General features: G+C 46.1%; 22 protein-coding genes. 1 reads left to right on the top strand and 21 read right to left on the bottom strand.

The window, feature by feature from the left end; genetic code table 11:
• Window positions 1–6: 6 nt before the first annotated feature.
• From MHI48_RS06725 to MHI48_RS06635, 19 genes are all read right to left on the bottom strand, one after another.
• Window positions 7–2,148: a hypothetical protein gene (locus MHI48_RS06725; protein WP_143781081.1), complete on the bottom strand. Its 2,142-nt coding sequence runs from the start codon at window positions 2,146–2,148 to the stop codon at window positions 7–9.
• A 39-nt stretch (window positions 2,149–2,187) separates the two neighbouring features.
• Window positions 2,188–3,108, bottom strand: a complete 921-nt coding sequence (locus MHI48_RS06720; RefSeq protein WP_036668922.1) for an LCP family protein — start codon at window positions 3,106–3,108, stop codon at window positions 2,188–2,190.
• 13 nt (window positions 3,109–3,121) lie between these two features.
• Window positions 3,122–4,453: a UDP-glucose/GDP-mannose dehydrogenase family protein gene (locus tag MHI48_RS06715; protein ID WP_076319071.1), complete on the bottom strand. Its 1,332-nt coding sequence runs from the start codon at window positions 4,451–4,453 to the stop codon at window positions 3,122–3,124.
• Window positions 4,454–4,485: 32 nt separating this feature from the next.
• A complete protein-coding gene (locus MHI48_RS06710; RefSeq protein ID WP_076319070.1) occupies window positions 4,486–5,868 on the bottom strand; it encodes a sugar phosphate nucleotidyltransferase in 1,383 nt (460 codons plus the stop codon).
• Window positions 5,865–6,893 carry a polysaccharide pyruvyl transferase family protein gene (locus tag MHI48_RS06705; RefSeq protein ID WP_047841970.1) on the bottom strand — a complete coding sequence of 343 codons (1,029 nt, stop codon included), beginning with the start codon at window positions 6,891–6,893 and terminating at the stop codon, window positions 5,865–5,867. The genes MHI48_RS06710 and MHI48_RS06705 overlap by 4 nt, the downstream gene beginning before the upstream one ends.
• Window positions 6,880–8,256 (bottom strand): lipopolysaccharide biosynthesis protein, encoded by a 1,377-nt coding sequence (locus MHI48_RS06700; protein ID WP_076319069.1) that lies wholly within the window; start codon window positions 8,254–8,256, stop codon window positions 6,880–6,882. Before MHI48_RS06700 ends, MHI48_RS06705 begins: the two co-directional genes overlap by 14 nt.
• Before the next feature lie 8 nt (window positions 8,257–8,264).
• A complete protein-coding gene (locus tag MHI48_RS06695) occupies window positions 8,265–9,170 on the bottom strand; it encodes a glycosyltransferase (RefSeq protein WP_405143504.1) in 906 nt (301 codons plus the stop codon).
• A gap of 43 nt (window positions 9,171–9,213) precedes the next feature.
• Window positions 9,214–10,236, bottom strand: a complete 1,023-nt coding sequence (locus MHI48_RS06690; RefSeq protein ID WP_076209611.1) for a glycosyltransferase — start codon at window positions 10,234–10,236, stop codon at window positions 9,214–9,216.
• An 11-nt stretch (window positions 10,237–10,247) separates the two neighbouring features.
• The gene (locus MHI48_RS06685) at window positions 10,248–11,192 is read right to left on the bottom strand and encodes a glycosyltransferase family 2 protein (protein ID WP_405143502.1); all 945 of its coding nucleotides are present in this window, start codon (window positions 11,190–11,192) and stop codon (window positions 10,248–10,250) included.
• A 21-nt stretch (window positions 11,193–11,213) separates the two neighbouring features.
• Window positions 11,214–12,281, bottom strand: coding sequence for a glycosyltransferase family 4 protein (locus tag MHI48_RS06680; protein WP_338707985.1), 1,068 nt, complete (start codon window positions 12,279–12,281; stop codon window positions 11,214–11,216).
• Between the two features lie 38 nt (window positions 12,282–12,319).
• Window positions 12,320–12,799 (bottom strand): PssE/Cps14G family polysaccharide biosynthesis glycosyltransferase, encoded by a 480-nt coding sequence (gene pssE / locus MHI48_RS06675; protein WP_036668909.1) that lies wholly within the window; start codon window positions 12,797–12,799, stop codon window positions 12,320–12,322.
• The gene (pssD, locus tag MHI48_RS06670) at window positions 12,796–13,254 is read right to left on the bottom strand and encodes a PssD/Cps14F family polysaccharide biosynthesis glycosyltransferase (protein WP_091033847.1); all 459 of its coding nucleotides are present in this window, start codon (window positions 13,252–13,254) and stop codon (window positions 12,796–12,798) included. The genes pssE and pssD overlap by 4 nt, the downstream gene beginning before the upstream one ends.
• Window positions 13,251–14,627 carry an O-antigen ligase family protein gene (locus tag MHI48_RS06665; protein ID WP_338707984.1) on the bottom strand — a complete coding sequence of 459 codons (1,377 nt, stop codon included), beginning with the start codon at window positions 14,625–14,627 and terminating at the stop codon, window positions 13,251–13,253. Before MHI48_RS06665 ends, pssD begins: the two co-directional genes overlap by 4 nt.
• 34 nt (window positions 14,628–14,661) lie before the next feature.
• Window positions 14,662–15,360 (bottom strand): sugar transferase, encoded by a 699-nt coding sequence (locus MHI48_RS06660; RefSeq protein WP_036668903.1) that lies wholly within the window; start codon window positions 15,358–15,360, stop codon window positions 14,662–14,664.
• Window positions 15,357–16,259, bottom strand: a complete 903-nt coding sequence (galU, locus tag MHI48_RS06655) for a UTP--glucose-1-phosphate uridylyltransferase GalU (protein ID WP_036611572.1) — start codon at window positions 16,257–16,259, stop codon at window positions 15,357–15,359. The genes MHI48_RS06660 and galU overlap by 4 nt, the downstream gene beginning before the upstream one ends.
• Before the next feature lie 187 nt (window positions 16,260–16,446).
• Window positions 16,447–17,124 carry a CpsD/CapB family tyrosine-protein kinase gene (locus MHI48_RS06650; protein WP_405143498.1) on the bottom strand — a complete coding sequence of 226 codons (678 nt, stop codon included), beginning with the start codon at window positions 17,122–17,124 and terminating at the stop codon, window positions 16,447–16,449.
• A complete protein-coding gene (locus MHI48_RS06645) occupies window positions 17,105–17,860 on the bottom strand; it encodes a YveK family protein (RefSeq protein WP_235193748.1) in 756 nt (251 codons plus the stop codon). The genes MHI48_RS06650 and MHI48_RS06645 overlap by 20 nt, the downstream gene beginning before the upstream one ends.
• 32 nt (window positions 17,861–17,892) lie before the next feature.
• Window positions 17,893–18,651, bottom strand: a complete 759-nt coding sequence (locus MHI48_RS06640; RefSeq protein WP_105597655.1) for a tyrosine-protein phosphatase — start codon at window positions 18,649–18,651, stop codon at window positions 17,893–17,895.
• A gap of 155 nt (window positions 18,652–18,806) precedes the next feature.
• The gene (locus MHI48_RS06635) at window positions 18,807–19,211 is read right to left on the bottom strand and encodes a hypothetical protein (RefSeq protein ID WP_127551237.1); all 405 of its coding nucleotides are present in this window, start codon (window positions 19,209–19,211) and stop codon (window positions 18,807–18,809) included.
• A gap of 378 nt (window positions 19,212–19,589) precedes the next feature.
• On the opposite strand from MHI48_RS06635, the gene MHI48_RS06630 reads away from it, so the two are divergent.
• Window positions 19,590–19,958 carry a helix-turn-helix domain-containing protein gene (locus MHI48_RS06630; RefSeq protein WP_036668894.1) on the top strand — a complete coding sequence of 123 codons (369 nt, stop codon included), beginning with the start codon at window positions 19,590–19,592 and terminating at the stop codon, window positions 19,956–19,958.
• A 97-nt stretch (window positions 19,959–20,055) separates the two neighbouring features.
• Here MHI48_RS06630 and MHI48_RS06625 read toward each other — a convergent pair whose 3' ends face one another.
• Together MHI48_RS06625 and gltB are read right to left on the bottom strand one after the other, a co-directional pair.
• Window positions 20,056–20,211: a hypothetical protein gene (locus MHI48_RS06625; protein ID WP_017690128.1), complete on the bottom strand. Its 156-nt coding sequence runs from the start codon at window positions 20,209–20,211 to the stop codon at window positions 20,056–20,058.
• 230 nt (window positions 20,212–20,441) lie between these two features.
• On the bottom strand, window positions 20,442–25,040 hold the full coding sequence (gene gltB / locus MHI48_RS06620; RefSeq protein WP_076319062.1) for a glutamate synthase large subunit: 4,599 nt from the start codon (window positions 25,038–25,040) through the stop codon (window positions 20,442–20,444).
• Window positions 25,041–25,384: the final 344 nt, after the last annotated feature.

Below are 25,384 nucleotides of genomic sequence, written 5' to 3'. Positions count from 1 at the left end.
CTATCGTTATTCTATTGATCCAACATACATGCCTCTGCCATTTGTACCTACATATACCTGACCATAGATTTGACGGTCTGCCGCCATAATTTGCGGTTCATTGCCCAGCCCGATTCCATTACCTAAAGGACCTATATTGTTCCAGGTTATCCCCATATCATCGGAACGGAAGAATCCATGCACGTTATTTACGGTGCCATATACATAGACAGCCGGAACCAATCTGCCGGGCTGAGCTTTACCAAAGGCAAATAATTTGGAATTCTGTACACCCTGGATCTTGGAAAATGTATTTCCCGAATTCGTTGATGCATATAATCCATCGGTTCCCAGACTCACCCATACATTATTCGCCACGCCAGGTGCAGCCTCGACTTTAATGAAGCTTGTATTGATATCCGTATTAATCGGAAGGCGAACCGTATTCGCTTTGGACCAGTTGGCACCTGCATCCGTAGACCGATACAGATAACCAGCAGCATACATATAAAATTTATATCCATTGATGCGATCCGCAGCCAGTGGATGATTATAGGCAAAGACCATATTCCCCCCGATGGCCTGAAAAGGGGCACCATTCATATTTTGCCATGTTGCACCACGATTCGTGCTTCTGACCGGATTACCGGTCTGGGGGTAATAAACAATTACATTTGGATTAATAGCTGAATAGGCGACCCTCCCCAGTTTGGAGCCAGCCGGAACATTCATTGGAGTTACTGTAACTCCGTTATTGGAAGAGACAAATAAACGTGTGGTGGTACCATACCAGTCACTGCTTCCCAGAAATATCATGTAATTCGGATTTGCCTCGTGATAGTCAATACTCACAATTTCTCGCATACCTGAGAGCGGGATTTTATTAAGAGGAACATCGGTTACATTTTCATGTCTAAATCCGACTTGATCCGTTAAACCACTAAAAAATGAAACACCCTGAGGTGGTGTGGATGCCGTGAGTGCGACGACTTCTTCATGACCATCGGTAATGGCTTCCCAAGTACTCGCTGTATTGCCAGTCAATCCATTGGTACCATTGATATTTTCCGTCTTGTACACGCCAAACCAGTCTGTAGCGTATACGGTGCCCGGATTATGCGGATCAAACTTGATACTGGATGTGGCTGAGAAAAACATGTTGGGTGTCCACCAGGACGGTTTGGATACCAGCGTTTTGCTCACTGTTGTCCAACTCTGTCCGCCATTAACGGAACGATACAGTGGCAGATTATCTCCGCCTGTTCGAACGGCTGCCAGGATGTGATTATCATTATTGGGATCAATCGTGATTCCATAATAAGATGAGTAACTGGAGCTGGGTGTTATATTTGTCCACTGCACACCATTGAACTTGTAGACGCCCTGATTATCCGTGGTCACATACAACGTCCCGTTCTTCGCCACAGTCATACGTGCAGGATATTCGGGACTTCTCCCGGTAAGTTGCCAAGTGGTCTGCCCATTGCTTCTTGGTGCTTTGCTGTACACACCAATGCCGCGAACCCCCGCATACACAACTTGACCTTGCTTCGTCACGGGATTCAATCCATAAGCTACACTCCGAATTCCCTCACCGGACAGTCCGCTAGGTACATCCCATACCTTGCTCCATGTGGCTGCACCATCACTGGAAGTGTACAATCCATCATATCGTGTACCCACATGCAGGTAATTGGAGTTCGTGGGATTAACCGCGATGCTCTCTCCCATGGCTCGATGGATATTTCCATTTGATTCATTCCGAAGATTAAGTCCGGTTCGAGTCCAGGTCTCTCCCCGATCTGTGGATTTCAGAATATCACTCGGCCCCACGTTCCCGTACTTCCCAGCAGCGATATACACGACATTAGGGTTTTGCTGATCCAGCGCAATTCCATCCACGCCGTACAGATTGCTGTCCTCATCTCCAAAATGATCCAGTAGTGGAACCCAATCTCCTGAAGCTGTATCCAACCGATATACTCCTCCAACGTCAGTTCGAGCGTAAACCAGATCAGGCTCAGTCGGATGAATTACCACCCCTGTAACGTACCCCCCACCACCAATAGGTATATTATTCCATTGATAGTTTTGAGCTGATTGAACATAATTTGTACTTGCCGGTATCATGAGCATATACATTAGTAGCACAATCAGGGACAATTTCATTAGCCTGGAGATACGCATCTGGTTCACCGCCCTATCCGATCATTTTGAATGTTCTTCAATCATCTGATGTATCCTATCTCGTTCCGATTGTTCCACGATATAGTAATACACTCCGTCTATTTTCTTGCCCGTGCCTTTAATCTCAACGGATTCAATATGATCCAGTACCGAACGATAATTGGAGAACATCTGCTTCATCTCATCAAAGGTAACGTCGGTTCTGACGTGAGCACTGACTTCGTCCAGCAACGTCTCCAGTTGCAATACGTTGGATACCTGGACCGTATTCTTCAGCACTTGTTTGATGATCTCCCGCTGGCGGTCATTCCGCCCGAGATCTCCCTTCGGATCATCATAACGCATCCGCGAAAATCCCAAAGCAGCTTCACCATCCAGATGAATATTCCCTTGCTCGAACCGGTAACCCTCATAGTCAAATGCAAACGGGTTATTCACATCCACTCCACCCACCATGTCGATGACTTGTGCAAAGCCCTCCATATTCACTTTCATGTAGTAATGTATGGGAACGTTGAGCAATTGTTCCACGGTCTGCACAGACATGTTAACGCCCCCAAAAGCATAGGCATGGTTGATCTTATCCTCCGTGCCGTGACCAACAATATTCGTTCTGGTATCTCGAGGAATGTTAAACATAAGTGCGGATTTTTTCGCAGGATTAACACTTAATACAATCATGGTGTCGGAGCGCCCCCGATCATTGGAACGTTCATCCACACCCAGAATCAAAGCATTAAAAGGTTCTTCATTCTCCATATCCACAGGGAAATCTCCCCCACCCCGCTGGTCTACAATGGATACCTGCTTGATGGGTTCCCGGGGTTCATACATTTGATCCGCCGCTGATTTAACATGCGAATACAGATACACAGAATATCCAATCATGACAACTGCAACAAGGGAAATGGCACCTAATGTTATTTTGATCCCGCGTCTCATGTTATGGCCTCCGTTAGATGACTGCCGTTTTTCTACCATCGATATTGGTTAGACCTGGACGACCAACGGAGTAGTATTGGAAGGACGTATCTTTAATCTGATCTTCTCCGTAGATGTTTCTTCCATCAATCAGGATGGGTTGATTCATATGCGCTGCCAAATCAGTCAGATTAACCTCCATAAACTCTTTCCATTCCGTCAGAACACAGAGTGCATCAGCACCTTCCGCCGCTTTCATGGCACGCTCTTCCCACGTAATGGATGGGGAATCCACCTCTTTGCGGAAGTTCTCGGTAGCGATGGGGTCATATGCCCGAATCACTGCTCCCTGCTCAAGCAAACGCTGAATGATCTCAATCGCCGGAGCATCACGAACGTCATCGGTATCCGGTTTGAAAGCGAGCCCCCAGATGGCTATCTCCTTCCCTTCGAGTGAGCCTAGTGCGTCTTCCAGTTTACGAATGACGTTAAAGCGTTGATCTTTGTTCACTTCCACCACGGACTTCAGCAATTTGAAGTCATAATCCACATTACCTGCAATTTGAATCAGAGCTTGTGTATCCTTAGGGAAACAGGAACCTCCGTAACCAATGCCAGCCTTGAGAAAGGAAGCACCGATTCGTCTGTCATAGCCCATGCCTTCGGCAACACGGCTGACATCTGCTCCTACTTTTTCACAGATGTTAGAGATTTCGTTGATAAATGAGATCTTGGTTGCGAGGAAAGCGTTGGATGCATATTTAATCATTTCGGCCGAGCGAATATCCGTAACAATAATCTGATCGGTTAATGGCTGATGCAGCTCTTTCAACGTGGCGACTGCCCGCTCACTATGTGTCCCAATGACTATCCGGTCAGGATAGAGCGTATCCTGGACAGCGGTACCTTCTCGCAGGAACTCCGGTACCGATGCCATGTCGAATGGATGATTCGTCAAACTGCTGATCCATTCCTGAATACGATCGTTAGTTCCGACAGGAACAGTGCTTTTAGTCATTATTATTTTATAATTATCCATATAAGAACCTATTTCTCGAGCGACAAGCTCAATAAAGCTCAGATTTGCTTCGCCATTAGGCAGGGATGGCGTACCCACCGCGATAATGATGATATTCGAACGACTGATAGCATCCTGAATATTGGTGGTGAAGGACAGCCTTCCTGCTTTCATATTGGCATTCATGATATCCTTCAGACCCGGTTCATAGATCGGAACATGACCGTCCATTAACATATTCACTTTTTCCACATTGTTGTCGACACAGATCACGTTATTTCCCAGTTCCGAAAAACATACGCCCGATACCAAACCCACATACCCTGTGCCAATCACCGTAATATTCATTCCATAATCTCCCCCATGTTCTAATGTGTTGGTTACGCGTGCTTCACATATGTCTGAACAATGTCCTGCCATTCGGTAGACACTCTAACGATATCTTCCTCAATCAGCTGACTGCCGATCTGTACTTCAATGATCTCCAGTTCCGTAACGGCTCTGACGGAATGAAGCATACTCCGGTCAATGATCACCGTATCTCCTTGCCCAATCATTCGGCTCTGCCCATTCAGAATCAATTCCCCAGTTCCTGATACAACCGTCCATACCTCATTGCGAAGCAAATGGTATTGATAACTCAGGTTTTTCCCGGCACTGATGCAGATTCGTTTGGTGAGAACCTCGCCGCCAGCTTCGTTTCTTGTGTAATCCAGAACCCGGTAGCAACCCCACCTGCGCTCCTCATACATGGGGCGTTGATCCTCGTTCTTCAAGATTTCCTTGATCCGTGGGCTGGCTTCTTTGTCGCTGACCAGAATGCCATCCGGACTCACGGCGACCACCACATCCGACAAGCCCAATATGGCAACCGGAATGTTCAATTCATTGACCAGGTGGGTATTCAGGGAATCTCCCGTAATCCACCCTTTTCCTACAACCGAGCTTCCCATCTCTTCCGTGAGTGTGTTCCACGTGCCTAGATCTTTCCAGAAGCCGTTATACGGAATAGCAATAATCTGATTTGCCTTCTCGACAACCTGGTAATCAAAACTAATCTTGTTCAATCTTCCGTATTGCTTCAGCATCTCGTCATACTGGATCGGCAGTTCCATCTCAATGAGCAGATTAATCAAATAACCAAGTTTAAAAGCAAAAACCCCGCAATTCCATAATGCGGCCTGCTCAATCATGAGGACCGCATCGGATTCGCAGGGTTTCTCCTGGAACTTCGCTACATTCACGTATTCATTGTTATTTTCACTGGAAGATTGGGATTGCGGAATGATGTATCCGTACTTCTCTGACGGGTGCGTCGGCACAACTCCCATCAAGGCCAGATCAGCACCAGACTTATCAAGCATCTCCGGTAAGGTTGCCAGCACTTCGAAGAATTCTTTTTCAACAAAGGGATCTACAGGCAACACCGCAATCGTCTCATTCAGACTCACACTCTCTACGGAATACAGATAGGAGGCTGCCAGCGCAATCGCAGGAAACGTATCTCTGCGCTCAGGCTCCACAACCAGTCTCACATCGTCTCCCAGCTGAGAAGTCAGAATCTCCACCTGTGGCAAACTGGTCGCAATAAGTGCCTCTGATGCAAGTCCGGCATGATTCAGCTGTCGCCATACCCGCTGTACCATGGATTCCGGATTTCCCTCTGGCCCATGAAGAACTTTAAGAAATTGCTTGGATCTGGAATCGTTGGATAACGGCCAGAGACGCTTGCCAGAACCACCGGATAACAGAATACTTCTCATAGGGCTGCACCATCCGATAACACAACCGTACTTGCTCCCTTGCCGGTCTCGGTTGGTTTGTTATATGTGCTGGTCTGATTGGATTCCAGTCTGCCTGCCGGATTGCTCTTGGTCCAAGCTGCATAATAATTCGAGTTCTTGCCGTATGAATTATCCAGCAGGATGTTCGGTTGATCCAGGAGACAGGCCAGAATATGTCCATGCAGACGGGATGTCGTGATGGTTTGGTATTGATTGAATTCCTTAATGGCCGTATGTACCATCCGATCAGAGTATTTGTACCACAACCAGCGGGCGAAAGAGCTGCCTTTCCCTGACTTTAACCGGGATGTAATCATCCGAATGATCTTCCGGTCTACCCGGTTGTACAATGTCTCCCAGTCTTTAAACGTGGCCTTAGATCCACTGACGGATTCGTAATGCACCTGATTCTGAGTTTTCTCAATGTCTTTCCGGAAGAAATACAACATCTCTGCAGTAGGCTTGCTCTTGGACTTAAGAGGCCATAACTGATGCGCCATATCCGGAGATAGATACACATTGGTTTGTTGAAATTCTTTACTGGCTATCTCATAAGATAAGGTGTCCCGGACAAAAAAGTGCACATCCTTATGACGATTGAATACTTGGGCTGTCTTCTTCAATTCAATGTCACTCTTGTAAAACATCGTCTGTGGCAGAATGACAATCCGGTGATTCGGATGCTGGGCAATCATGCGCTCTCTCAATTTCTGATGGGCAGGGTACAGATCACCAAAGTTACCTCCCCCGTGCAACACAATCGTGATACCTTCCGGTACCTTGAGGGACAAAGGGCAATCCAGAATGCTGTATCTGGCACGTACATGAATATCATTGTCCCGGAAGAAAGCCTCAGTACCTTTCATAATCAACAAGTCGCCACCATTGCTATGCACCGGGTAATCCAAATAATAGATTTCGGTGCGCGGTGGAATGACCTTCAAAATCTGACGTAAATGTCCCTTCAACTCTTCCATTGGATGAATATTGTTAGTGCCCAGCATCTCCATCTCCTCCTTGGGTGACTCTTCTTCTTTTTTTGTTTAACCGTTCATAGAGAAACGTCAGATCTTCCTTGTCATAGAACATGGCGGCAAACTTCACCTTAAATACAATCTTCATCGCAGCCACAGTAACCACCATTCGTACAATGGACCCGATCAATAAGGCAATCGCAATTCCGTTGAGCCCCCACAACGGGGTGAATACAAAGAACAAAGCCACCGTTACCGAGAGTGCAATGAGCTGTCTGATCATCACAAGCCCTGGCCGACCAAGTGCATTAAATGCGGATGCCAGAATCCAGGAGCCACCACCAATGATGCATTCCACAGCCAAAATATAAAATGCTACGCTCGCCTCCAAAAATTCGGAGCCAAACAGAAGACCCATCAGGTAGTTCCCCACAAACATGGTGGGTATTACAATGATCATCATGACCATGAGCGAGATGCGGAAGGCTCTGCCAACTGTTCGAATAATCTGCTCTTGGGGCAATCCAGTCACTTTTGGGAAAACAACATTGCTAATCGCCGTCTGAACTGCGTTATAGATTCGGGATAACGCAAATACGACGGAATACAGTCCAAAATCACGCGGGGTGAGCAAAGCCAAAATAATGATTTTATCAAACTGGGTATACAGCGTTCCTAACAATTCAACACCATACACCTTGCTGCCATAACCAAAAAGCTTCTTCGCCGAACTCTGGTCCACCCGATCCTTGAACCATCTCAGTCTCAATTCATTACGGTTGGCATAGATAGCCCACGCCACCACGGAGAAGCTGGTTACAAAATAGATCGCAGCTGCGAGCTGAATGCTCAGCATGCCCAGGCCCCATAACACAAAAAGCCCGCCTACATTAAACAGGGGGATCATTAACCGGATACCATTATATACAGCGAATTTCTCCCGACTCTGTGAGAGCGCTGATATGAGATTGATGACAATAAGTACCGGAACGGTAGCAATCGTATACCATCTGGATATCTGCACGACCTCCGGCGGAAAGCTGGAGAGCCAGAATGGTAATCCAAACCAGGCCACAATACCAATGATGATGCACACCGGAACTTGAAAAAGAAAGCTTAACCGAACATACTGCGCACTCTTCTCGGTTACGCTCTGTTTGATGTTATAAATGATAGAAGTTGGTAGTCCAAATCCGACCAATCCGGTTAAGAGCGCTGGCCAGAACAGGATGGCCGAGAATGCGCCCTTTCCCTCTACGCCGAACATACGTGACGTCAAAATGGAAGACAACATCGTCAGTGTCATGACCAGCAGATTGGTTCCACTTGTCTGAAATATGGCACTCATTAAGCCGTTTCCTCTGAATACTTTGCGAAGTGCAACTTGCGCCATAGCGATCCTCATCCCTTACTGTTTTGACGAAGCGACCCAACAATCATGCCGTTTCGGTAACATACTTTGGCAAGCTGACGTGTGAACCGATCTGCATTATAAATGTAGATCAGTGAGGTTGTGATCCCCTGTGCAAGCTTGATGCCATGTTTGGCCGTACGCACAACACCACGATCCTGATCCCGAATGGCATCACTCACACCTTGCCAATAGATTCGGCGCAGAAACCAGTTCTTTGTCGTTCGCTCTTTGGCTACTTTATGTTGTACCGCGCCGTATGGCGTGTAATATACCTTGAACTTTGTCCGTATTCTTGCAATTAACTCACTCTCTTCACTGGAGAGAAGATTATTCCCCACTCTTCCAAGATCTTCACGGAAGGGAGCCAGTTGATCAAAGACAGATAAACGAAAAGCCACATTTGCACCAAATGGAATATAAGGACTTTTCATTTCAGTGACTTCATCTGCAAAATCCAGAATGGTGAACAGCGACCTGTTCTCCGGTGGAATCCACATTGGCTCAGGCACTTCCCAGATCGGGTCAATCTTGCCACCGACACAACCGATATTTTCATTCATCTCAAACACGCTAACGATCTGGCGAATCCAATCCCTGCAAGCAAAGGCATCATCGTCAAGGAACAGGATATACTCGCCACGTGCCTCGTGAATGGCCCGGTTACGTGCCACAGACAAGCCTTGCTTTTCTTCCAACACATAACGGATCGAATGGTTTTCATGCTGCAAGATGGTTTGGAGCACGATTTCCCGTGTGTTGTCTTTTGAATTGTTATCAATGAGTATGATCTCATAGTCATCGCTAAAGTAATTCTGTTGTATTGCACTTCGTATAGCCTCTACCGCATCATGAGCACGGTTATACGTACAGATCGCGACGGTTACTTTCATCATTTCATCCCCATATTTTTCAATTAGGTCCACCCGTTCATCTGCACTAACTGGAGTACAGGGTAAGTGTCCTTTGGGCAATCACTGGCCAATCCAGCCGCTCCAACGCTTTGACAAAACCACTGCCTTCCTGAAACTCCGATTGTTTTAACCGGATCATATTCATTGCCTTGAGCAATCCATCCGGATCCGAAGGTTCGTAGAGTACCGCACAATCTTCGGGCAGATATTCCTCCAACAAGCCAATCCGTGGTGCCACCACAGGTTTACAGAAGGTCAATGCCAGAATCGCACTGCCTGAAGTTGCAATTTGCTTGTATGGAAGAATGATCGAATCAACTGCATCAAAATAATCCGAATATTCATCATCTTCGATGAAATGAAAATGAGTATGAATATGTCCACTCTTGAGAAATTCATCTCCAAGGTCATAATCCTTTACCTTTTTACCGGCAATCAACAGATGGGCTTGTTCTGAATCCAGATCCTTGAATGCCTCCAGCAAATCATCCACGCCCTTGTAAGGCGACACCTGACCGAAGAACGCATACACATAACTATCCTCCGGGATGCCAAACCGGGAGCGGATATTCACGCCTTTACCCTGATACACTCCCTTGTAATGTCCATGCGGAATAACCTCGATCCGGCTGGAATCAATCCCAAACGTCGAACAGATCTCAGAGATCAAGGGTTTGCCCATGACAATCAGCTTGGAGCAATTTTGGACCAGTATTTTTCTCATCCAATAATCGAACCGCGTCTTGCCGCTGTTGTGTGGCCAGATGTTGTGCACCGTCCAGAACAATTTTGCCCCGCGCAAGCGTGCAAAACAAATCATCAATACATACAGAATGGACTTGATCACTGTTGTCAGCACGGATGAACCTCTGTAATAGAAGCTGGGCCAATGAAAATGCAGCACATCATTTTTTTTCAGTTTGATTAGATCTCTTTTGGTAAACTGTTTCACTTCCCATCCCTTGTTCTCAATGGAATCGGATAACAGCTCATTGAATTTATTGTTCTCAATCATCTTGGGCAGCATATACACCGTCGGATTTTCCATCCAGGCACCTCTTACTTTAGTTTCATTCGCACAGGTTCCTCTGTATACGTACCAACTGCGCGCCTTGCATGAAATCTCATTAGAAATCCTTGCAGCATAATTTTGGTATTACGCTTGAGCAGCACCCAATCTTTCCACCAAGGGTACAGCGACAGTGCTTTTTTCAAATAAACGTTATTGCGAAGTGTATTTCTCGACCATTCGAGCATTCGATAATGGTGTAACTGACGGCGCTTCTGTTCCTTGGACATGTCATTGTAGTATTTCAAAATAATCTTGCGTTGGCCCTTGTACTTGGCCGTTGTAGAGGTTGAAATTCGTGGACCACTATGGATGTTGATATCCACCAGCGGTTCTTTCACATTCACGGCGATGTAACCTCGTTTCAATATACGCAGATAAAAATCATAATCCTGAGCGGATGTCAGATTTTCATCAAATCGAACTTCACGGGCCAGTGAGGTAAGTACCATGATTTTGGAAGTTTCCCCAATCCAGTTGAATGTAAGCAGATCCTCATACCGGATAACATCGCGAGGTTCCACCGACAATTTCCGTTTGACCACCTGATGCTGCTCATTCGTGTATGCGAGATACTTGCTGCAAAAGGTGAATGATTCCTTTGTTCGTTCCAGCACTTCCGCCTGGGTTTTTATTTTGTCAGGTAGCCATTCATCATCATCATCCAGGAAGGCAATGTACTTGCCATTGGCTTGGGATATCCCTACATTCCGTGCATGGTTGGCTCCTTTGGGATATGGAACCCGGATGTACCGAATCCGTGAATCTTCCCGGGTCCAAGCCTGACAGATCTCTGGCGTCTGATCTTCTGAACCATCATCCACAATGAAAATCTCCAGATACGGATGTGTTTGCTCCCGTACACTTCTCAACGCATTTTTCAATAAATCGGCCCGGTTATGGGTCGTAATGATGCAAGATACCAAGGGGTTCATTTCATCACCTTTTCCTGTTCACTAGGATACCTTCACTTGAAGTGCATCATATATTCCTGATAATCTGCCCACGAGAAGATTCATATCGAACTTATCCGATATAATCTCTCTGTTATGTGAACCCATTCTTGCTCTAACCTCTTCATCCGTGATGAGATATTCCAGCGCTGATGTCAGCCCGTGCACATCTCCCGGCTCGATTAACAGCCCATTATGACCGGATGTAATCACTTCGGGGATGCCTCCGACGGTGGTCGATATAATGGGCAAGCCACAATTCATTGCTTCAAGTATGGCCATAGGTAATCCCTCATGATAAGAAGGCAGGACCAGTAGATCCGCTTCCCGCATCAGCTTTTCCTTTTGCTCTCCGTTAATCCAGCCGAGTACATTGACACGATCCTCTATTCCATACTGCTGCACGATTGCTTTGACTTCTTCGACTTCGCCATCCCCTGCCAGATTAAAGGTAGCTGTAACGCCCAGCTCCTTTAATTGCTGAATGGACTGAAGCAGATCGTAGACTCCTTTTCGCTCACCCAGTCTGCCCATGAAGAGAGCATTAACGGCTGTTTGTTGTTCTCTTACAAACGGTTCTTTGACAAAGACCCCGTTATAAAGAACCTCAATGGCTGTCTCCGGCACAATCGTAGCAAAGTATTCTTTCCACGTCTGGGACAAGACAATCAACTTGTCTGCCTGATTCAGAATGTAGTGACAATACTTGCGCTGCAGAGCAAATTGATTGTAGAAATCATCAAAGCTGGCCGCATGAATATGCAGAATAACTGACTTTCGAAACAACTTTCGTGCGGTTAGCAGAAATAGAGACTTCCGATAAAAGCTCCCGTTGTTTGCCATATGAATATGCACGATATCCGGCTTGAACGTGTACAACTTCATCCAGAATTGCATGAATCCCCGTATAAAAATAAGCAGCCGTGAGAACACGCTGCCCGTGATATACGTTTCGACCCGCTGCATGGCATACATTTCCGAGATGGAGGAATCCTCAATGTTTTTGATGACACTCACAATTCCACCCATATCCTTCAAGGATGATCCAACAACCAATACTTTTGGTTTCATGATAGACTCCTTTTTTTCATGGTTAATCTTCATACCTCTTACAGACTATTCACGTAATTTTTAATGGATGAGATCAGATCAGACTGTTTTCTCACATAAGGCTGGAACTTCAGCTCTTCTATGCAAGGAACCAACTTTTGCAATTCAGCCCGACTCTCCGCGACGGCCACATAGCCGTTATCCTGAAAAACTTTGGAGATCTCAAGCTGATGGTCATCCACATGTTCGCCCCATTCTTTCCGGCGTGGAATGACAATAACGGGCTTGCCACGTTCAAGACAATTTGTAATGGAGCCAACACCCGCATGAGAAATAATGCATCTGCTGCGCTCCACATATTCATTCATCTCTTCCTGGGTAAGGAAGGGAATCACAGTGAAATTCCGCGGCTGATACTCGGTATATCCGGATTGGGCAACAACCTCTTCTTCAATAATTCCTGCCTCAATCGCCTCATCAATAAGCTCAAACATCCGATTGAAGGGAAAACGCTGGGTTCCAACGATAGCAAATATCAAAATAAAGCCCCCCTGTACTTCGCATTGGGATAGCTATCCTGCAACGTTTCCCATTGAATGAAGAACTCATCCGAGATTTTGTACATCAATCTCCCGGTTGCGCTGGAGGAATAGATTTTGGCATAACTTTCGATATAAATCAGCTTGGCACCGAAGATTTTACCAATGAGGCAAAAAGGGTATGTGGCTCCCGCCCCTGTTGTAATGATCACCTTTGGACGCTCACGCAGATATAGAAAGAACGATTTGATAATATTAGCCACAAAGATTAGCAAGAACATCGCGTTTTTACGCTCTTGCTGCATTAAGAAGTATACTTTGCCCTGAGACGAATCTACTTTTCTGCTTTTATTTTTCTCGGTAATCAGGAAATAATCATGTTCTTCAACCGCAGGAATAATTTTGGTTAATTCATCAAAATGGCCGCCTGTAGAACTGATCAAACAGACCTTCATGTTCTAATCTCCTTTGAAAAGGATACGTCCTTGGCTCGCTGTATCTGTATATCCACTTCTGCTTCAGCCTCTGACTTGGAATGAACTCCATTTCCCGTAGCATATAACGCGTTCAGGAAGATACAGAATGGAGCAATCAGATGAACCGTGGACAGGGTATTGTCAAAAAAGGAATAGGTCAGGAAACCGATAATCATACCGGCAAAATACAACCGGATCATGCCGCCCAATCGGAAGTAAACAGCCCGAAACACCAGCAGCAGCGATAGAAACAACAGAATGGCTCCAACTAACCCGCCATCGTAATAAAAACGAATGTATTCATTATGCGGAACGACGAAGCCAGAAAAAATACTTCCATCATTCGCTACAAGAGTTGAGCCGAGCCCACGTCCAAATATCGGATACTCATTTGCTTTGCCAATAAAATAATTCCAGGCTACATCCCTTCCCGACAAGCCTTTGCTCTCTGACCTCATCTCATAATTGTCCCACTGCGCAATCACCATATAGGCCACAGCGACAACAAACAGAATGAGAGGAATAATGGCACTGACTCTGCCTTTGATGAAGGCTTTCAGTTGATCAAAAAGATAGACCAGAATAATCGGTATAAGCGCAATAAGTGGCCCCCTTGTTCCCGTCTGTACCAGAATGACCAGATGTGTCAAGGTAAGCATGTAATACAGAACAACCTGATGGCCTTGCTTGATCTGAATCAGACAGACGCAGATCGAGATAAAACACAACATGGCCAGATGCGCGGCGATGTTAGCACCCTGTAACCGGGTTACTCCCGACATCTCCAGGTTAGTAATGGACAATATGCCGGCGAGTTGCAGAATATAACCACCAGCAAGACTGAACAGCGGCAACCATGCAAGTACACGTATAATTCGTTGACTGATCTCTCTTGAAAAATGGGGCATCAGCAACAAAAAAGGAACAATGACTCCCAGAAAGGCCTTGAATGGATCGAGCGGACTAACCTTACTGGGCAGATCAGATAGAAAATAACTCTCCACAAATAAAAAACCAATCGCCAGTGCAGGATATATCAACTCTTTGCGAATACCAAAGCGTAGAAAAAGAGAGACGACAAAACCCAGAATCGCCAGCTTGTAGAAGGACAGCGAATCCAGTCCTGCCAGATGAATGCTAAATATTTTATCAATGGATAATGAAAAACTTACGATGAGAATCATAAAAATCCAGCTGGGCTGTTTAATATAAACGCCCAGCAGAATCACAGCTATGAGTGCAACAACCGAGACTAGCGGAAGATAGATTGCTGCGAAGACAATTACCAGCGAAAAAAGAATGATATTAAACGACTTCATATTTAATGCAGCAAGTATACCGGTCTTTTGCATATCTGCTATGCCACCTCAAAGCCAGAATCGTGTTTCAAAACGCATCCTTCGAACCTACCAGCACCTTGAACGTTCTGAAGATAATTTTGATATCCACCATCATGCTGCGCTCACGGGCATACGTCAGATCCAGCTCCACCATTTCCTCAAAACCAACACTATTTCGTCCGCTGACTTGCCATAATCCCGTACATCCCGGGATCATCTGAAGACGTTGTCTGTCATAGGAAGTGTAGTTCTTCACTTCTCTGGGCAGAGCCGGTCTGGGTCCAACGAGACTCATCTCTCCTCTGAACACGTTCCACAACTGTGGCAGCTCATCCAGACTGGTTTTCCGAATGAACTTGCCAATCCGGGTAATGCGGGGATCATTTTTCATTTTGAACATATTCCCGTTCACTTCATTCTGATCAATCAGCTGTTCCAGCAGATCTTCTGCATTCGCAACCATGGACCTGAATTTGTACATATGAAACTCTTTTCCATTCTGTCCGACCCGTACCTGACGAAAAAAAACAGACCCCTGCGGGGCCTCAATTTTGATCAGTAATCCGATGACCGCAAACAAGGGGCACAAAATGATCAAACCTATGAAAGAACCCAGCAAATCGAGCATTCTTTTCATAAATAGATACACTTTATCCGCATTTTGTCCTGACATCGTTGATGCATTGTACCCCAGACTTGGGTCCATAACGATCTCCGCTTCCTTCGTTTGGGGAGATGGACTCATTCAAACTCCCCCCCGGCTACATGTTCTACCGACTCTTTTTCCAGAATCTGTTGCAGAGCTTGCAGCATTGGAATTCTAAGTTCCTGTTTTTGCAGAGCGAAGTCGATGGTTGTCAAAATGAATCCCAGTTTCTCGCCCACGTCATAACGTACTCCCTCGAAATCGTAAGCATACACTCCTTGTGTCTCATTTAAGCGCTGAATCGCATCTGTTAATTGAATCTCTCCCCCTTGACCAATCTCTTGTTGCTCCAGATGTTCGAAAATCTCTGGACTCAGTACGTATCTCCCCATAATCGCCAGGTTGGAAGGCGCTGTGCCTTGGGCAGGTTTCTCTACGAACCTGAGAACCTCTGTCAAACGGCCATCCGATTGAAGCGGGTCTACAATGCCGTATCTGTCTGTTTGTTCAGCAAGTACGGTTTGTACGCCAACAATGGAATGTTGAACCTGATCATATTGATCAATCAATTGTTTGGTGCATGGAACTTCCGATACGACGATGTCATCTCCGAGCAACACGGCAAAAGGTTCGTCACCGATAAAGTTACGTGCACACCAGACAGCATGACCAAGTCCTTTGGCCTCTTTTTGTCTTATGTAGTGGATATCCACGTTAGAAGATTTGCGGACCTCTTCAAGCAAGCCCAGTTTCCCTTTTTCCAGCAAGTTATGTTCCAATTCAAAAGCGTTGTCGAAATGATCTTCAATTGCCCGCTTCCCTTTACCCGTTACGATGATGATGTCTTCAATTCCAGAGGCAATGGCTTCCTCAACGATATACTGTATGGTTGGTTTGTCCACAATAGGGAGCATTTCTTTGGGCATCGCTTTTGTGGCTGGCAAAAATCGTGTACCTAGTCCAGCTGCAGGAATGATTGCTTTTCTCACTTTTTTCATAAATACCACCCTATCCTCTTTTTTTTTAGTTTGATAAAAGTTGAACCAGGGCATCTAACCCGTCCTCACGTCATACCTTCGACGATTAACGTCTAAGGTTCATTGAACCCACAGCATGACCGAGTGCCTACAGTGATAAAGGTGCAGTAGACATTACCTGTTTACTTGGGAGCATTGGATGGAAGGTTTACTTCTCTCCGTAGCCCACCGGAACTGCAGCGTTTTTGATATTGTTCAGGATTGCGCCCAGAATTCGTGCATTCACATGCTCCAGAGCAGCCTTGGTCTTCTTCACCAGTTCCTTCTTGACCTTGCCCGAGTTCACGACCAGTAGCACACCATCACACAGCGAACTCACAATGAGTGCATCCGTTACCGCAAGCACCGGCGGTGTATCAAACATGATGACATCATATTGATCCTCTAACTTCTCAATCAGCCTTTTCATCCGGTTGGAACCGATCATCTCGGAAGGGTTCGGCGGAATTGGGCCAGAAGTGAATAATTGGAGATTGTCGATATAACTCTCTCTAAGCACGTCTTCCACACTGTACTGATTAGACAGCACACTACTCAGACCGATATGATTGGGTACGGAAAACACCTGGTGCAAGGAAGGATTACGCAGATCCGCATCGATCAGCAGAACTTTTTTGCCTTCCTGGGCATAGGTTACCGCCAGGTTGCTAATCGTTGTGGTCTTGCCTTCGCCGGATTCAGCGGAAGCCACCATGATTTTTTTGATATGACTGTCGATTGAGGAGAACTGGATGTTCGTCCGTAATTTACGGTATCCCTCCGAGATCTGAGATTTGGAGTTAAAATAGGTCACCAGATTGTTATTTTCATTGGTTAGCCGCGACATATTTGCCATCCCCCACTTTCTGTTGAGATACGTAATTTTTCGTATTTTTCAGATCGTCTTTTTTCATTTTGGATATCACGGTAAGCACAGGCAGGCCCAGCTCTTTTTCAAGCTCAGTTTCGGATTTGAATGTGTCATCCAGATAATCCATCAGGAATACGAGTGCAATCGCGAGCACAAGACCTGCGAACAGACTGACAATGATGCTTAATGTGGTTTTCATATTGATTGGAGATGCATTACTATCCACTTTTGCTTCACTGAGGATAGCCACATTATCGATTTTCATGATTAGGGGGATTTGAGATTGGAACACGTTGGAGATGGCATTGACCGTTTTTGCGGCTTTTTCGTAGGTAGTCCCTTGTACAGTTATGCTCATCACTTGGGATTCGCTGGCTGTAGAGACGGAAGTGCTATTCATGAGTTGAGCAGAGGTTAAGCCTAGGTCCGGATACGTGGTAGCGACTTTATCCATAATGGCGGAAGATTTAATAATTTCTCTGTATGAGTTAATGAGTTTGATATTGGTTTGAATCATGCTGAAGTCCATCATCGCTTGGCCTTGAACGTTAGAGGTCTGGTTCACGATCAGTTTGGAACTTGCCTCATAGATGGGCTGGGTGAAGAAAATGCTTTTGACCCCTGCACCCACACCGGCTATCAAAGCAATTGCAACAATCAACCACAGTTTCTTTTGTAAGAGTCGAAAATATCCTTTCAGTTCCACTTTCATTCCTCCTATACGTTGTGATCTATCCTATGTAACTACCAGATGGACAGTAGCCATTTGCGAGGTTTCCAGCGTTCTGTGACCAGACACGAATTCGATAGAATATGCGACGCATTCTCTGCCAGCCGCTTAACGGCTTCAGCTCCAAATCGACGCTCGATGGCCCGCTCTCCTTCACTTATGGCAAATGTCCTTTTGCACGTATCATGTGCATCTGATGAAATGAAATGAAACCCGTTTTCTTTGCAAAAATGAAAACACCACTGCCGAACTTTCCGTCCGAAAAGCCCAGTGAAAGATTGAGCTGTGAGCTGACATAGTCCGCCTTGACTCAAGTAATCAGCCAACAACCTTGGCTTCTTCAAAATGACACGATTACGTTCCGGATGAGCAATAATAGGGGTAATTCCCGCTATTCGTAATTCATGCAGTATCCTGGGGAACTGTGAGGGAATATGACCAAAGGGCAGTTCCAGCAACATGTAACGACTTCCGGCGAGTGTGCAGCACTTTCCTGCATATAAGTCTCCAATCAGGTTGTCATGCACCCTGATCTCCTGTCCGGGACGGATCTCCAGGCGAATGTTGCGTTTGCGAAGTTCTGCATGAAGCAGGTTCACGGCCTGATTGACCACCATCGGTTCATTGTTGTATTGCCCGTTCAGGTGATGCGGAGTAGCAATAATGGAGGTAATTCCTGAGGCTGCCGCCTTCTCAGCCATCGCAACGGACTGCTCCATTCGAACAGGACCATCATCTAGGCCGGATAATATGTGGCAGTGCATTTCAACCATATCCAAACTTCCTGAAATAGTATGAGCCCCCTCGCCCCTTTATTCATTGCGCAAATGCTTTTGGTGTTAAAGAACTAATGCATAACGCTATGAAATATAGTAAAATGGCGTTAAGTACATGTTTTGTTCAGAAAATGTTAAGAATCGACTTGGAATTATATGGTGAAATCAATGTAATGATAGGGTTCTTGCAGAGCCTTTTGTTCTGTTGCCTTTTCATACTGAAAACGGGAAACCGCGGGAAACTGAACTTCAGTAAGCATTGTGTTTAACTGTCCAGTTATATATAGTTTCTGTTCGTGCTGAATATGCAAGTTTGAATGATACATTGTGAGCTCTCCGAAGGGCTGTTTCCATTGCAACCTTGCGTGAAGTCGTACACATACATGTTGATCTTCAACATCCAAACCAATGAGCATTTCTGATGATACCGGCAAGTTCAGGTCGCTCAGGAAGGTGATTGCTTGAGTGTCCATTCCAAGTAACAGAACAGGGCGTCTTTTGCGGTCTACCATTTTCCCGTGAAACTCCTGAATGTACATATGGACATTTAATTTCATATCAGCCCATTCCTGAATTATTGAATACATGGTTTCATTCCTTTAGAATGGATTAGCCTACATGGACTGCCTCTACTTCCTTCTCACAGGTATATGGTCCAGGCAACCAGGAGATACTTAAAATATCCCAAATGATACATTTTGTAACTCCATACGTCCAATTTACGATACAATACGTATCATGTCAAGCGGTATTTGGACATGGTTCTTTTGATTTACGACAATTTGAGATGTCCTTAGACAGACCTATTTACAAATGGAAATGGGTTAAAGGAAACACATGAGGAGTTACTCTTTTGCAGGAAAGCTGCCCTGATCAAACACTTGGCTCAGGATTGTTTCAATATATATTTGATGTCGTTCAGGGGGAAATAGCTTATGAGCTACGGAAATCGCATTGCGGAATTACGGGAACAGCGGGGACTTACTCAAGAAGAACTTGCGAGCTCCATTCATATTACAAGAGCTGCTCTCTCCCACTACGAGAAGAATCGACGTAAACCGGATTTCGAAGTGTTAACGAGACTTGCTGACATCTTTGATGTGTCTATTGATTATCTTATAGGACGTACAAAGCAAAGTGATGTCGTGATGGATGAAGACGTACGTGATTTCGTGGATACCTTGGAGTTATCGGACAAAGAAGTGTTAGAACGCTTCGATCTGATGATTGATGGGAAGTCTTTAACCGAAGAAGAGGCACGTCGTTTTATTGCATTTGTCCGAATGGAACGCAGCATGGACTAAACCCGAAAAGAGGACCCAGTTCCCGAGAGATAACCTCTCTGGCTTCTGGGCTTTTTTTGTGTCTTAATTCTTTTTCATTCCATGCTTGTCTATTGTGTCAAGGACGCTTGTTGTTGACGGAGGATACGAAATGGTTCCAACGCTCCGGGTCGATTCCGCATTGCAGTAACACCTTCATGATGTCCATCTGGGTTGCTTCGACTTGTTTACCTGTCGGCCTACGATCGTCCCTGTTTGGATGCTTCATATTCATTCCGCTAACCTCTCTTATCTTTATACTTTCCCTGCCCTCCAAAACTAGCCTTATTATACTTGAGAAAGTTCCTCGATGTTGTCGTCTCATGGCGATAACGTTTTTTGATGGGGTTCTAATTTTGTCGAAAGCAAAATAGGAGCAATATGGTGCCGGAATGGCAACCATATTGCTCCTATTATTCTTAATACAACCTGTTCATGCACTTACACCTTGGAACAAGGAAGTTATTAACCTCCAGCACGTGCAAGTTCACGCATATTCGCTTCAAACGCTGCAAGCAGCGCTGCTTCTCCAGTCAAACCTGTTGCCTGAATCCGTTCGATCTGTTCTGTCATACGTTTGAAGTCCTTCGGAATAACCCGAACGAACTGATTCAGCGCATCTTGCCAGTTATCCAGAACGCGCTGACCGACAGCACTTCCTGTGTTGGCAACATGACGTTGAATCATGCCTCGCAGATCTGCACCTTCGGCCACATCTTCGATACGCTCCAAAAGAACCATTTCCAGATTACAACGTTTCAGGAATGTGCCTTCCGGATCATACACATAGGCAATACCTCCGGACATCCCTGCTGCAAAGTTACGACCTGTATCCCCCAGTACAACGACACGTCCACCTGTCATATACTCACAACCATGGTCGCCTACACCTTCAACAACTACTTTGGCGCCCGAGTTACGTACAGCAAATCGCTCACCCGCAATACCACGGATATACGCTTCGCCGCTTGTTGCTCCGTAGAGAGCCGTGTTACCGATAATGATGTTATCTTCCGCCTCAAACGTTGCTTTCGGAGAAGGCATCACGATCAGTTTACCTCCGGACAGTCCTTTACCTACGTAGTCATTGGAATCCCCTTCAACGGTCAAGGTCATACCTTTAGGTACAAAGGCCCCAAAGCTTTGTCCGGCAGAGCCGACAAATTTGAATTTAACCGTATCTTCAGGCAATCCTGCGAGTCCATATTTGCGTGTGATCTCACTACCCAAAATGGTACCTACTGCACGGTTAACGTTTGTAATTGGAAGCACCGCTTCAACCGGTTGACCGGATTCAATAGCAGACTGTGCCAGTGGCAACAATTGTTGCATATCCAGCGTTTCTTCCAATTGGTGATTCTGATGTTGTGTACGGTAACGTGCAGAGCCTTCCGGCATTTCAGGCACGTGCAACAATACAGACAGATCCACACCTTTTTTCTTCCAGTGATCTACGGCTTCTACCGTTTCGAGGCAATCTGTACGCCCGACCATCTCCTGAATAGTACGGAAACCAAGATCAGCCATGATCTCACGCACATCTTCAGCAACAAATCGCATGAAGTTAACCACATGAGCTGGATCACCCATATAATTTTTACGCAATTCCGGATTCTGTGTCGCTACACCAACCGGACAGGTATCCATCTGACAGACACGCATCATGATACAGCCAAGTGCAACGAGCGGTGCTGTAGAGAAACCATACTCTTCTGCTCCAAGCAAGGCTGCAATCGCTAGGTCACGGCCGTTAAGCATTTTGCCGTCTGTTTCGAGGACGACACGGTCACGCAGATTGTTCAGCATCAACGTTTGATGTGTCTCTGCAAGACCTAGTTCCCAAGGCATACCTGCGTGGCGAATCGAACCTTGCGGTGATGCACCTGTACCACCGTCATAACCGCTGACGAGGATAATATCAGCACGGCCTTTGGCTACACCAGCTGCGATGGTACCCACGCCCACTTCCGATACCAGCTTCACGTTAATCTCAGCACGCGGATTGGCATTTTTCAAGTCATAGATCAGCTCTGCCAGATCCTCGATCGAGTAGATATCGTGATGCGGTGGTGGCGAGATCAGACCTACACCTGGTGTTGAACCACGGACTTCAGCAACCCAAGGATACACTTTACGTCCTGGCAGCTGTCCGCCTTCACCTGGTTTAGCTCCCTGAGCCATTTTAATCTGAATCTCATCGGCATTAACCAAATAGTTGGATGTAACACCAAAACGTCCGGATGCTACCTGTTTAATCGCACTGCGACGGGAATCCCCGTTGCTATCTTTAATGAAGCGAGCCGGATCTTCTCCACCTTCACCGGTATTGGATTTACCTCCAACACGGTTCATTGCGATGGCAAGATCTTCATGCGCTTCTTTACTGATCGAACCGAAGGACATTGCACCTGTTTTGAAACGACGCATGATATCTTCTACGGATTCAACTTCTTCGAGTGGAATGGAAGCTCCCACCGGTTTCAGCTTCAGCATGGAACGAATGGTCAACAATTGATCATTCTCACCTTGCACAAGTTTGGAATATTTTTTATACAGCTTGTAATCCCCAGTGCGTACCGCGTGTTGCAGGGTATGAATGGTTTGCGGATTGAACAGATGCTCTTCTCCGTCGTTACGCCATTGATAATCCCCACCAGAATCCAATACTTTATCGTTACCGTCTTTTTCCGTAAAGGCACGGTTATGATGTGTCAACGCTTCGGCTGCCACTTCTTCCAACCCAATTCCACCGATACGGGAAGGTGTCCAGGTAAAGTAACGGTCAACGAAGTCTGATTTCAGACCTACCGCTTCGAAGATTTGAGCTCCACGATACGATTGAATCGTAGAAATCCCCATTTTGGACAACACTTTAGTAACGCCTTTGGTAGCTGCTTTAATGTAGTTTTTCACTGCTTTCTCATGCGAGATACCACGCAGCAATCCTTGCTGAATCATGTCATCCAGCGTTTCAAAGGCCAGATAAGGGTTCACCGCACTTACACCATAACCCAGCAGCAACGCGTAGTGGTGAATATCACGCGGTTCTGCCGATTCAAGCATAATGCTGACTTTGGTTCTGGTTCCCTGGCGAATCAGATGGTGATGCAGACCTGCTACAGCAAGCAATGCAGGAATGGCAGCATTCTCTGCGTCCACACCGCGGTCAGACAGGATCAGAATGTTATGACCTTTGTCGATGACACGATCTGCAGCTTCGAAGAGCAAATCCATCGCTTTGCGAAGTCCTTCTGCCCCTTCCGCAGCGGTGAAGAAGATTGGAATCGTCATGGAGCGGAAGCCTGGGCGACGCACATGGCGAATCTTCGCAAAGTCTTCATTAGACAATACCGGTGTATCCAGACGGATCTGGCGACAACTCTCCGGTTCAGGGTTCAGCAAGTTGCGCTCAGGACCAATGGTTGTTGCCGTAGACGTTACAATCTCTTCACGGATTGCATCGATTGGCGGGTTGGTTACCTGGGCGAACATCTGTTTAAAGTAGTTGTACAGACGCTGTGGACGATCGGACAGCACAGCCAGCGGTGCATCATAACCCATCGAACCCGTAGCTTCCATACCTGTTGTTGCCATCGGCTCCAGGATTTTACGTAGTTCTTCAAATGTATAACCATAAGCGAGCTGAAGCTGGGTCACGTTATCATGTTTTGGATCAGGAAGTTCCGGTGCGTCCGGCAACTCGCTCAGATCCATCAAATGCTCATCAAGCCAATCCTGATACGGATTCTCGGCTGCAATGATTGCTTTTACTTCCTCATCCGCGATGATGCGGCCTTCTTGTGTATCCACAAGCAACATCCGACCTGGACGCAGACGATCTTTGTACAGGATCTCTTCCGGCGCAATATCAAGTACTCCAACTTCGGAGGACAGGATAATACGGTCATCTTTGGTTACATAATAACGAGCTGGACGCAATCCATTACGGTCGAGTGTTGCACCAATCTGCAAACCATCTGTAAAGGCCATTGCTGCTGGTCCATCCCAAGGCTCCATCATCGTACTGTGATACTCATAAAATGCCTTTTTGGCAGGGTCCATTCCCTCATCCGTGCTCCAAGGTTCAGGAACCATCATCATGGCCACGTGTGGCAGGGAACGACCACTCAGATACAGGAACTCCAGCGTGTTATCAAACATGGCTGTATCCGAACCGTCCGGATTGATAACCGGTTTTACTTTCGCGATGTCGTTACCAAACAACTCGCTCTCGAACAAGGATTGCCGTGCATGCATCCAGTTCACGTTACCACGCATCGTATTGATCTCACCGTTGTGGATCATGAAACGATACGGGTGGGCACGTTCCCAGCTTGGGAAGGTGTTGGTACTGAAACGGGAATGCACAAGTCCAATGGCCGATTCCACGAGTTCTTCCTGCAGATCCAGATAGAACCCGCCAACTTGTTCAGTTGTCAGCATGCCTTTATATACAATTTTGCGACAAGACATGCTCGGAAGGTAGAACGAACCACCTTCTGCTTCATCTGCCGAATAACGAATAGCCAGCTCAGCGCGTCTGCGAATAACATACAGCTTACGCTCGAATCCAAGCTCATCCTTCACATCTGCGGATCTTCCAATAAACACCTGACGTACATAAGGTTTTGCTGCAAGCGCAGAACGGCCAAGCATTTCATCAAAAGTAGGAACATCCCGGAAACCCAGGAACGTCTGACCTTCTTCTTCAATAATCTTCTTAAGGCTCTCTTCATGCGCACTGCGAATGGCAGGGTCCTGGGAAAGGAACAACATCCCTACGCCATAGAATCCCTGTTCAGGCAATGCAAAACCAAGGCGTTTCGCTTCCTCTGCAAAAAAGCGATGTGGAATCTGAATCAGGATACCTGCTCCGTCACCGGAATTCGGCTCACTTCCCTGTCCTCCACGGTGTTCCATGTTACTAAGCATGGTCAGTGCCTGACTAACGATATCGTGTGAAGGTACTCCTTTGATGTTGGCAACAAAACCCATTCCGCATGCGTCTTTTTCGAACTGCGGGTCATACAGACCCTGTTTTGGAGGTAATCCGATGTGTCTCATGGAACGCAACCTTTCTATAATGAAGTATTTCGGAAAGATCAAGAACATAGGCAACAGGCAACAATGAAACGGGAGGAGCTGGCCTTTCGCTTGCGATAGAGCCTGCTAGATAGAAGAGGTGACAGCATGAGACTGTCAAAAATAATGCCTGCTATTGGGCAGAAGCCATTAAATGAGATGAGCTGATCCGGACGATCCGGCAAACAGCCTGTATAAATCAACACGCAGCCGCTGGCACGGCTACTGAAATGGAGCGACGTTTTTTTGATATAGTTCTATTATTTTAACACCGACCTAACATCAGCGCAATTTAAACTTTTTAATACCTCTGATAAGAAATGTTT

The organism is Paenibacillus sp. FSL H7-0942 (assembly GCF_045040715.1).
Classification (GTDB): Bacteria; Bacillota; Bacilli; order Paenibacillales; family Paenibacillaceae; genus Paenibacillus; species Paenibacillus amylolyticus.
The sequence above is the reverse complement of the archived record's forward strand: the minus strand, read 5'-3'. Positions and strand labels throughout refer to the sequence as shown.

Bases quoted from the DNA above. Each gene is read 5' to 3' on its own strand.
- galU (WP_036611572.1), bottom strand. From the start codon at position 16,259: ATGAAAAAAGTGAGAAAAGCAATCATTCCTGCAGCTGGACTAGGTACA.
- MHI48_RS06685 (WP_405143502.1), bottom strand. From the start codon at position 11,192: ATGAACCCCTTGGTATCTTGCATCATTACGACCCATAACCGGGCCGAT.
- MHI48_RS06695 (WP_405143504.1), bottom strand. From the start codon at position 9,170: ATGATGAAAGTAACCGTCGCGATCTGTACGTATAACCGTGCTCATGAT.
- MHI48_RS06660 (WP_036668903.1), bottom strand. From the start codon at position 15,360: ATGAGTCCATCTCCCCAAACGAAGGAAGCGGAGATCGTTATGGACCCA.
- MHI48_RS06635 (WP_127551237.1), bottom strand. From the start codon at position 19,211: ATGAAATTAAATGTCCATATGTACATTCAGGAGTTTCACGGGAAAATG.
- MHI48_RS06715 (WP_076319071.1), bottom strand. From the start codon at position 4,453: ATGAATATTACGGTGATTGGCACAGGGTATGTGGGTTTGGTATCGGGC.
- MHI48_RS06690 (WP_076209611.1), bottom strand. From the start codon at position 10,236: ATGGAAAATCCGACGGTGTATATGCTGCCCAAGATGATTGAGAACAAT.
- gltB (WP_076319062.1), bottom strand. From the start codon at position 25,040: ATGAGACACATCGGATTACCTCCAAAACAGGGTCTGTATGACCCGCAG.
- MHI48_RS06700 (WP_076319069.1), bottom strand. From the start codon at position 8,256: ATGGCGCAAGTTGCACTTCGCAAAGTATTCAGAGGAAACGGCTTAATG.
- MHI48_RS06650 (WP_405143498.1), bottom strand. From the start codon at position 17,124: ATGTCGCGGCTAACCAATGAAAATAACAATCTGGTGACCTATTTTAAC.
- MHI48_RS06720 (WP_036668922.1), bottom strand. From the start codon at position 3,108: ATGAGACGCGGGATCAAAATAACATTAGGTGCCATTTCCCTTGTTGCA.
- MHI48_RS06665 (WP_338707984.1), bottom strand. From the start codon at position 14,627: ATGCAAAAGACCGGTATACTTGCTGCATTAAATATGAAGTCGTTTAAT.
- MHI48_RS06705 (WP_047841970.1), bottom strand. From the start codon at position 6,893: ATGCTGGGCACTAACAATATTCATCCAATGGAAGAGTTGAAGGGACAT.
- MHI48_RS06725 (WP_143781081.1), bottom strand. From the start codon at position 2,148: ATGAAATTGTCCCTGATTGTGCTACTAATGTATATGCTCATGATACCG.
- MHI48_RS06680 (WP_338707985.1), bottom strand. From the start codon at position 12,281: ATGAAACCAAAAGTATTGGTTGTTGGATCATCCTTGAAGGATATGGGT.
- MHI48_RS06630 (WP_036668894.1), top strand. From the start codon at position 19,590: ATGAGCTACGGAAATCGCATTGCGGAATTACGGGAACAGCGGGGACTT.
- MHI48_RS06710 (WP_076319070.1), bottom strand. From the start codon at position 5,868: ATGAGAAGTATTCTGTTATCCGGTGGTTCTGGCAAGCGTCTCTGGCCG.
- MHI48_RS06645 (WP_235193748.1), bottom strand. From the start codon at position 17,860: ATGAAAGTGGAACTGAAAGGATATTTTCGACTCTTACAAAAGAAACTG.
- MHI48_RS06625 (WP_017690128.1), bottom strand. From the start codon at position 20,211: ATGAATATGAAGCATCCAAACAGGGACGATCGTAGGCCGACAGGTAAA.
- MHI48_RS06640 (WP_105597655.1), bottom strand. From the start codon at position 18,651: ATGGTTGAAATGCACTGCCACATATTATCCGGCCTAGATGATGGTCCT.
- pssD (WP_091033847.1), bottom strand. From the start codon at position 13,254: ATGAAGGTCTGTTTGATCAGTTCTACAGGCGGCCATTTTGATGAATTA.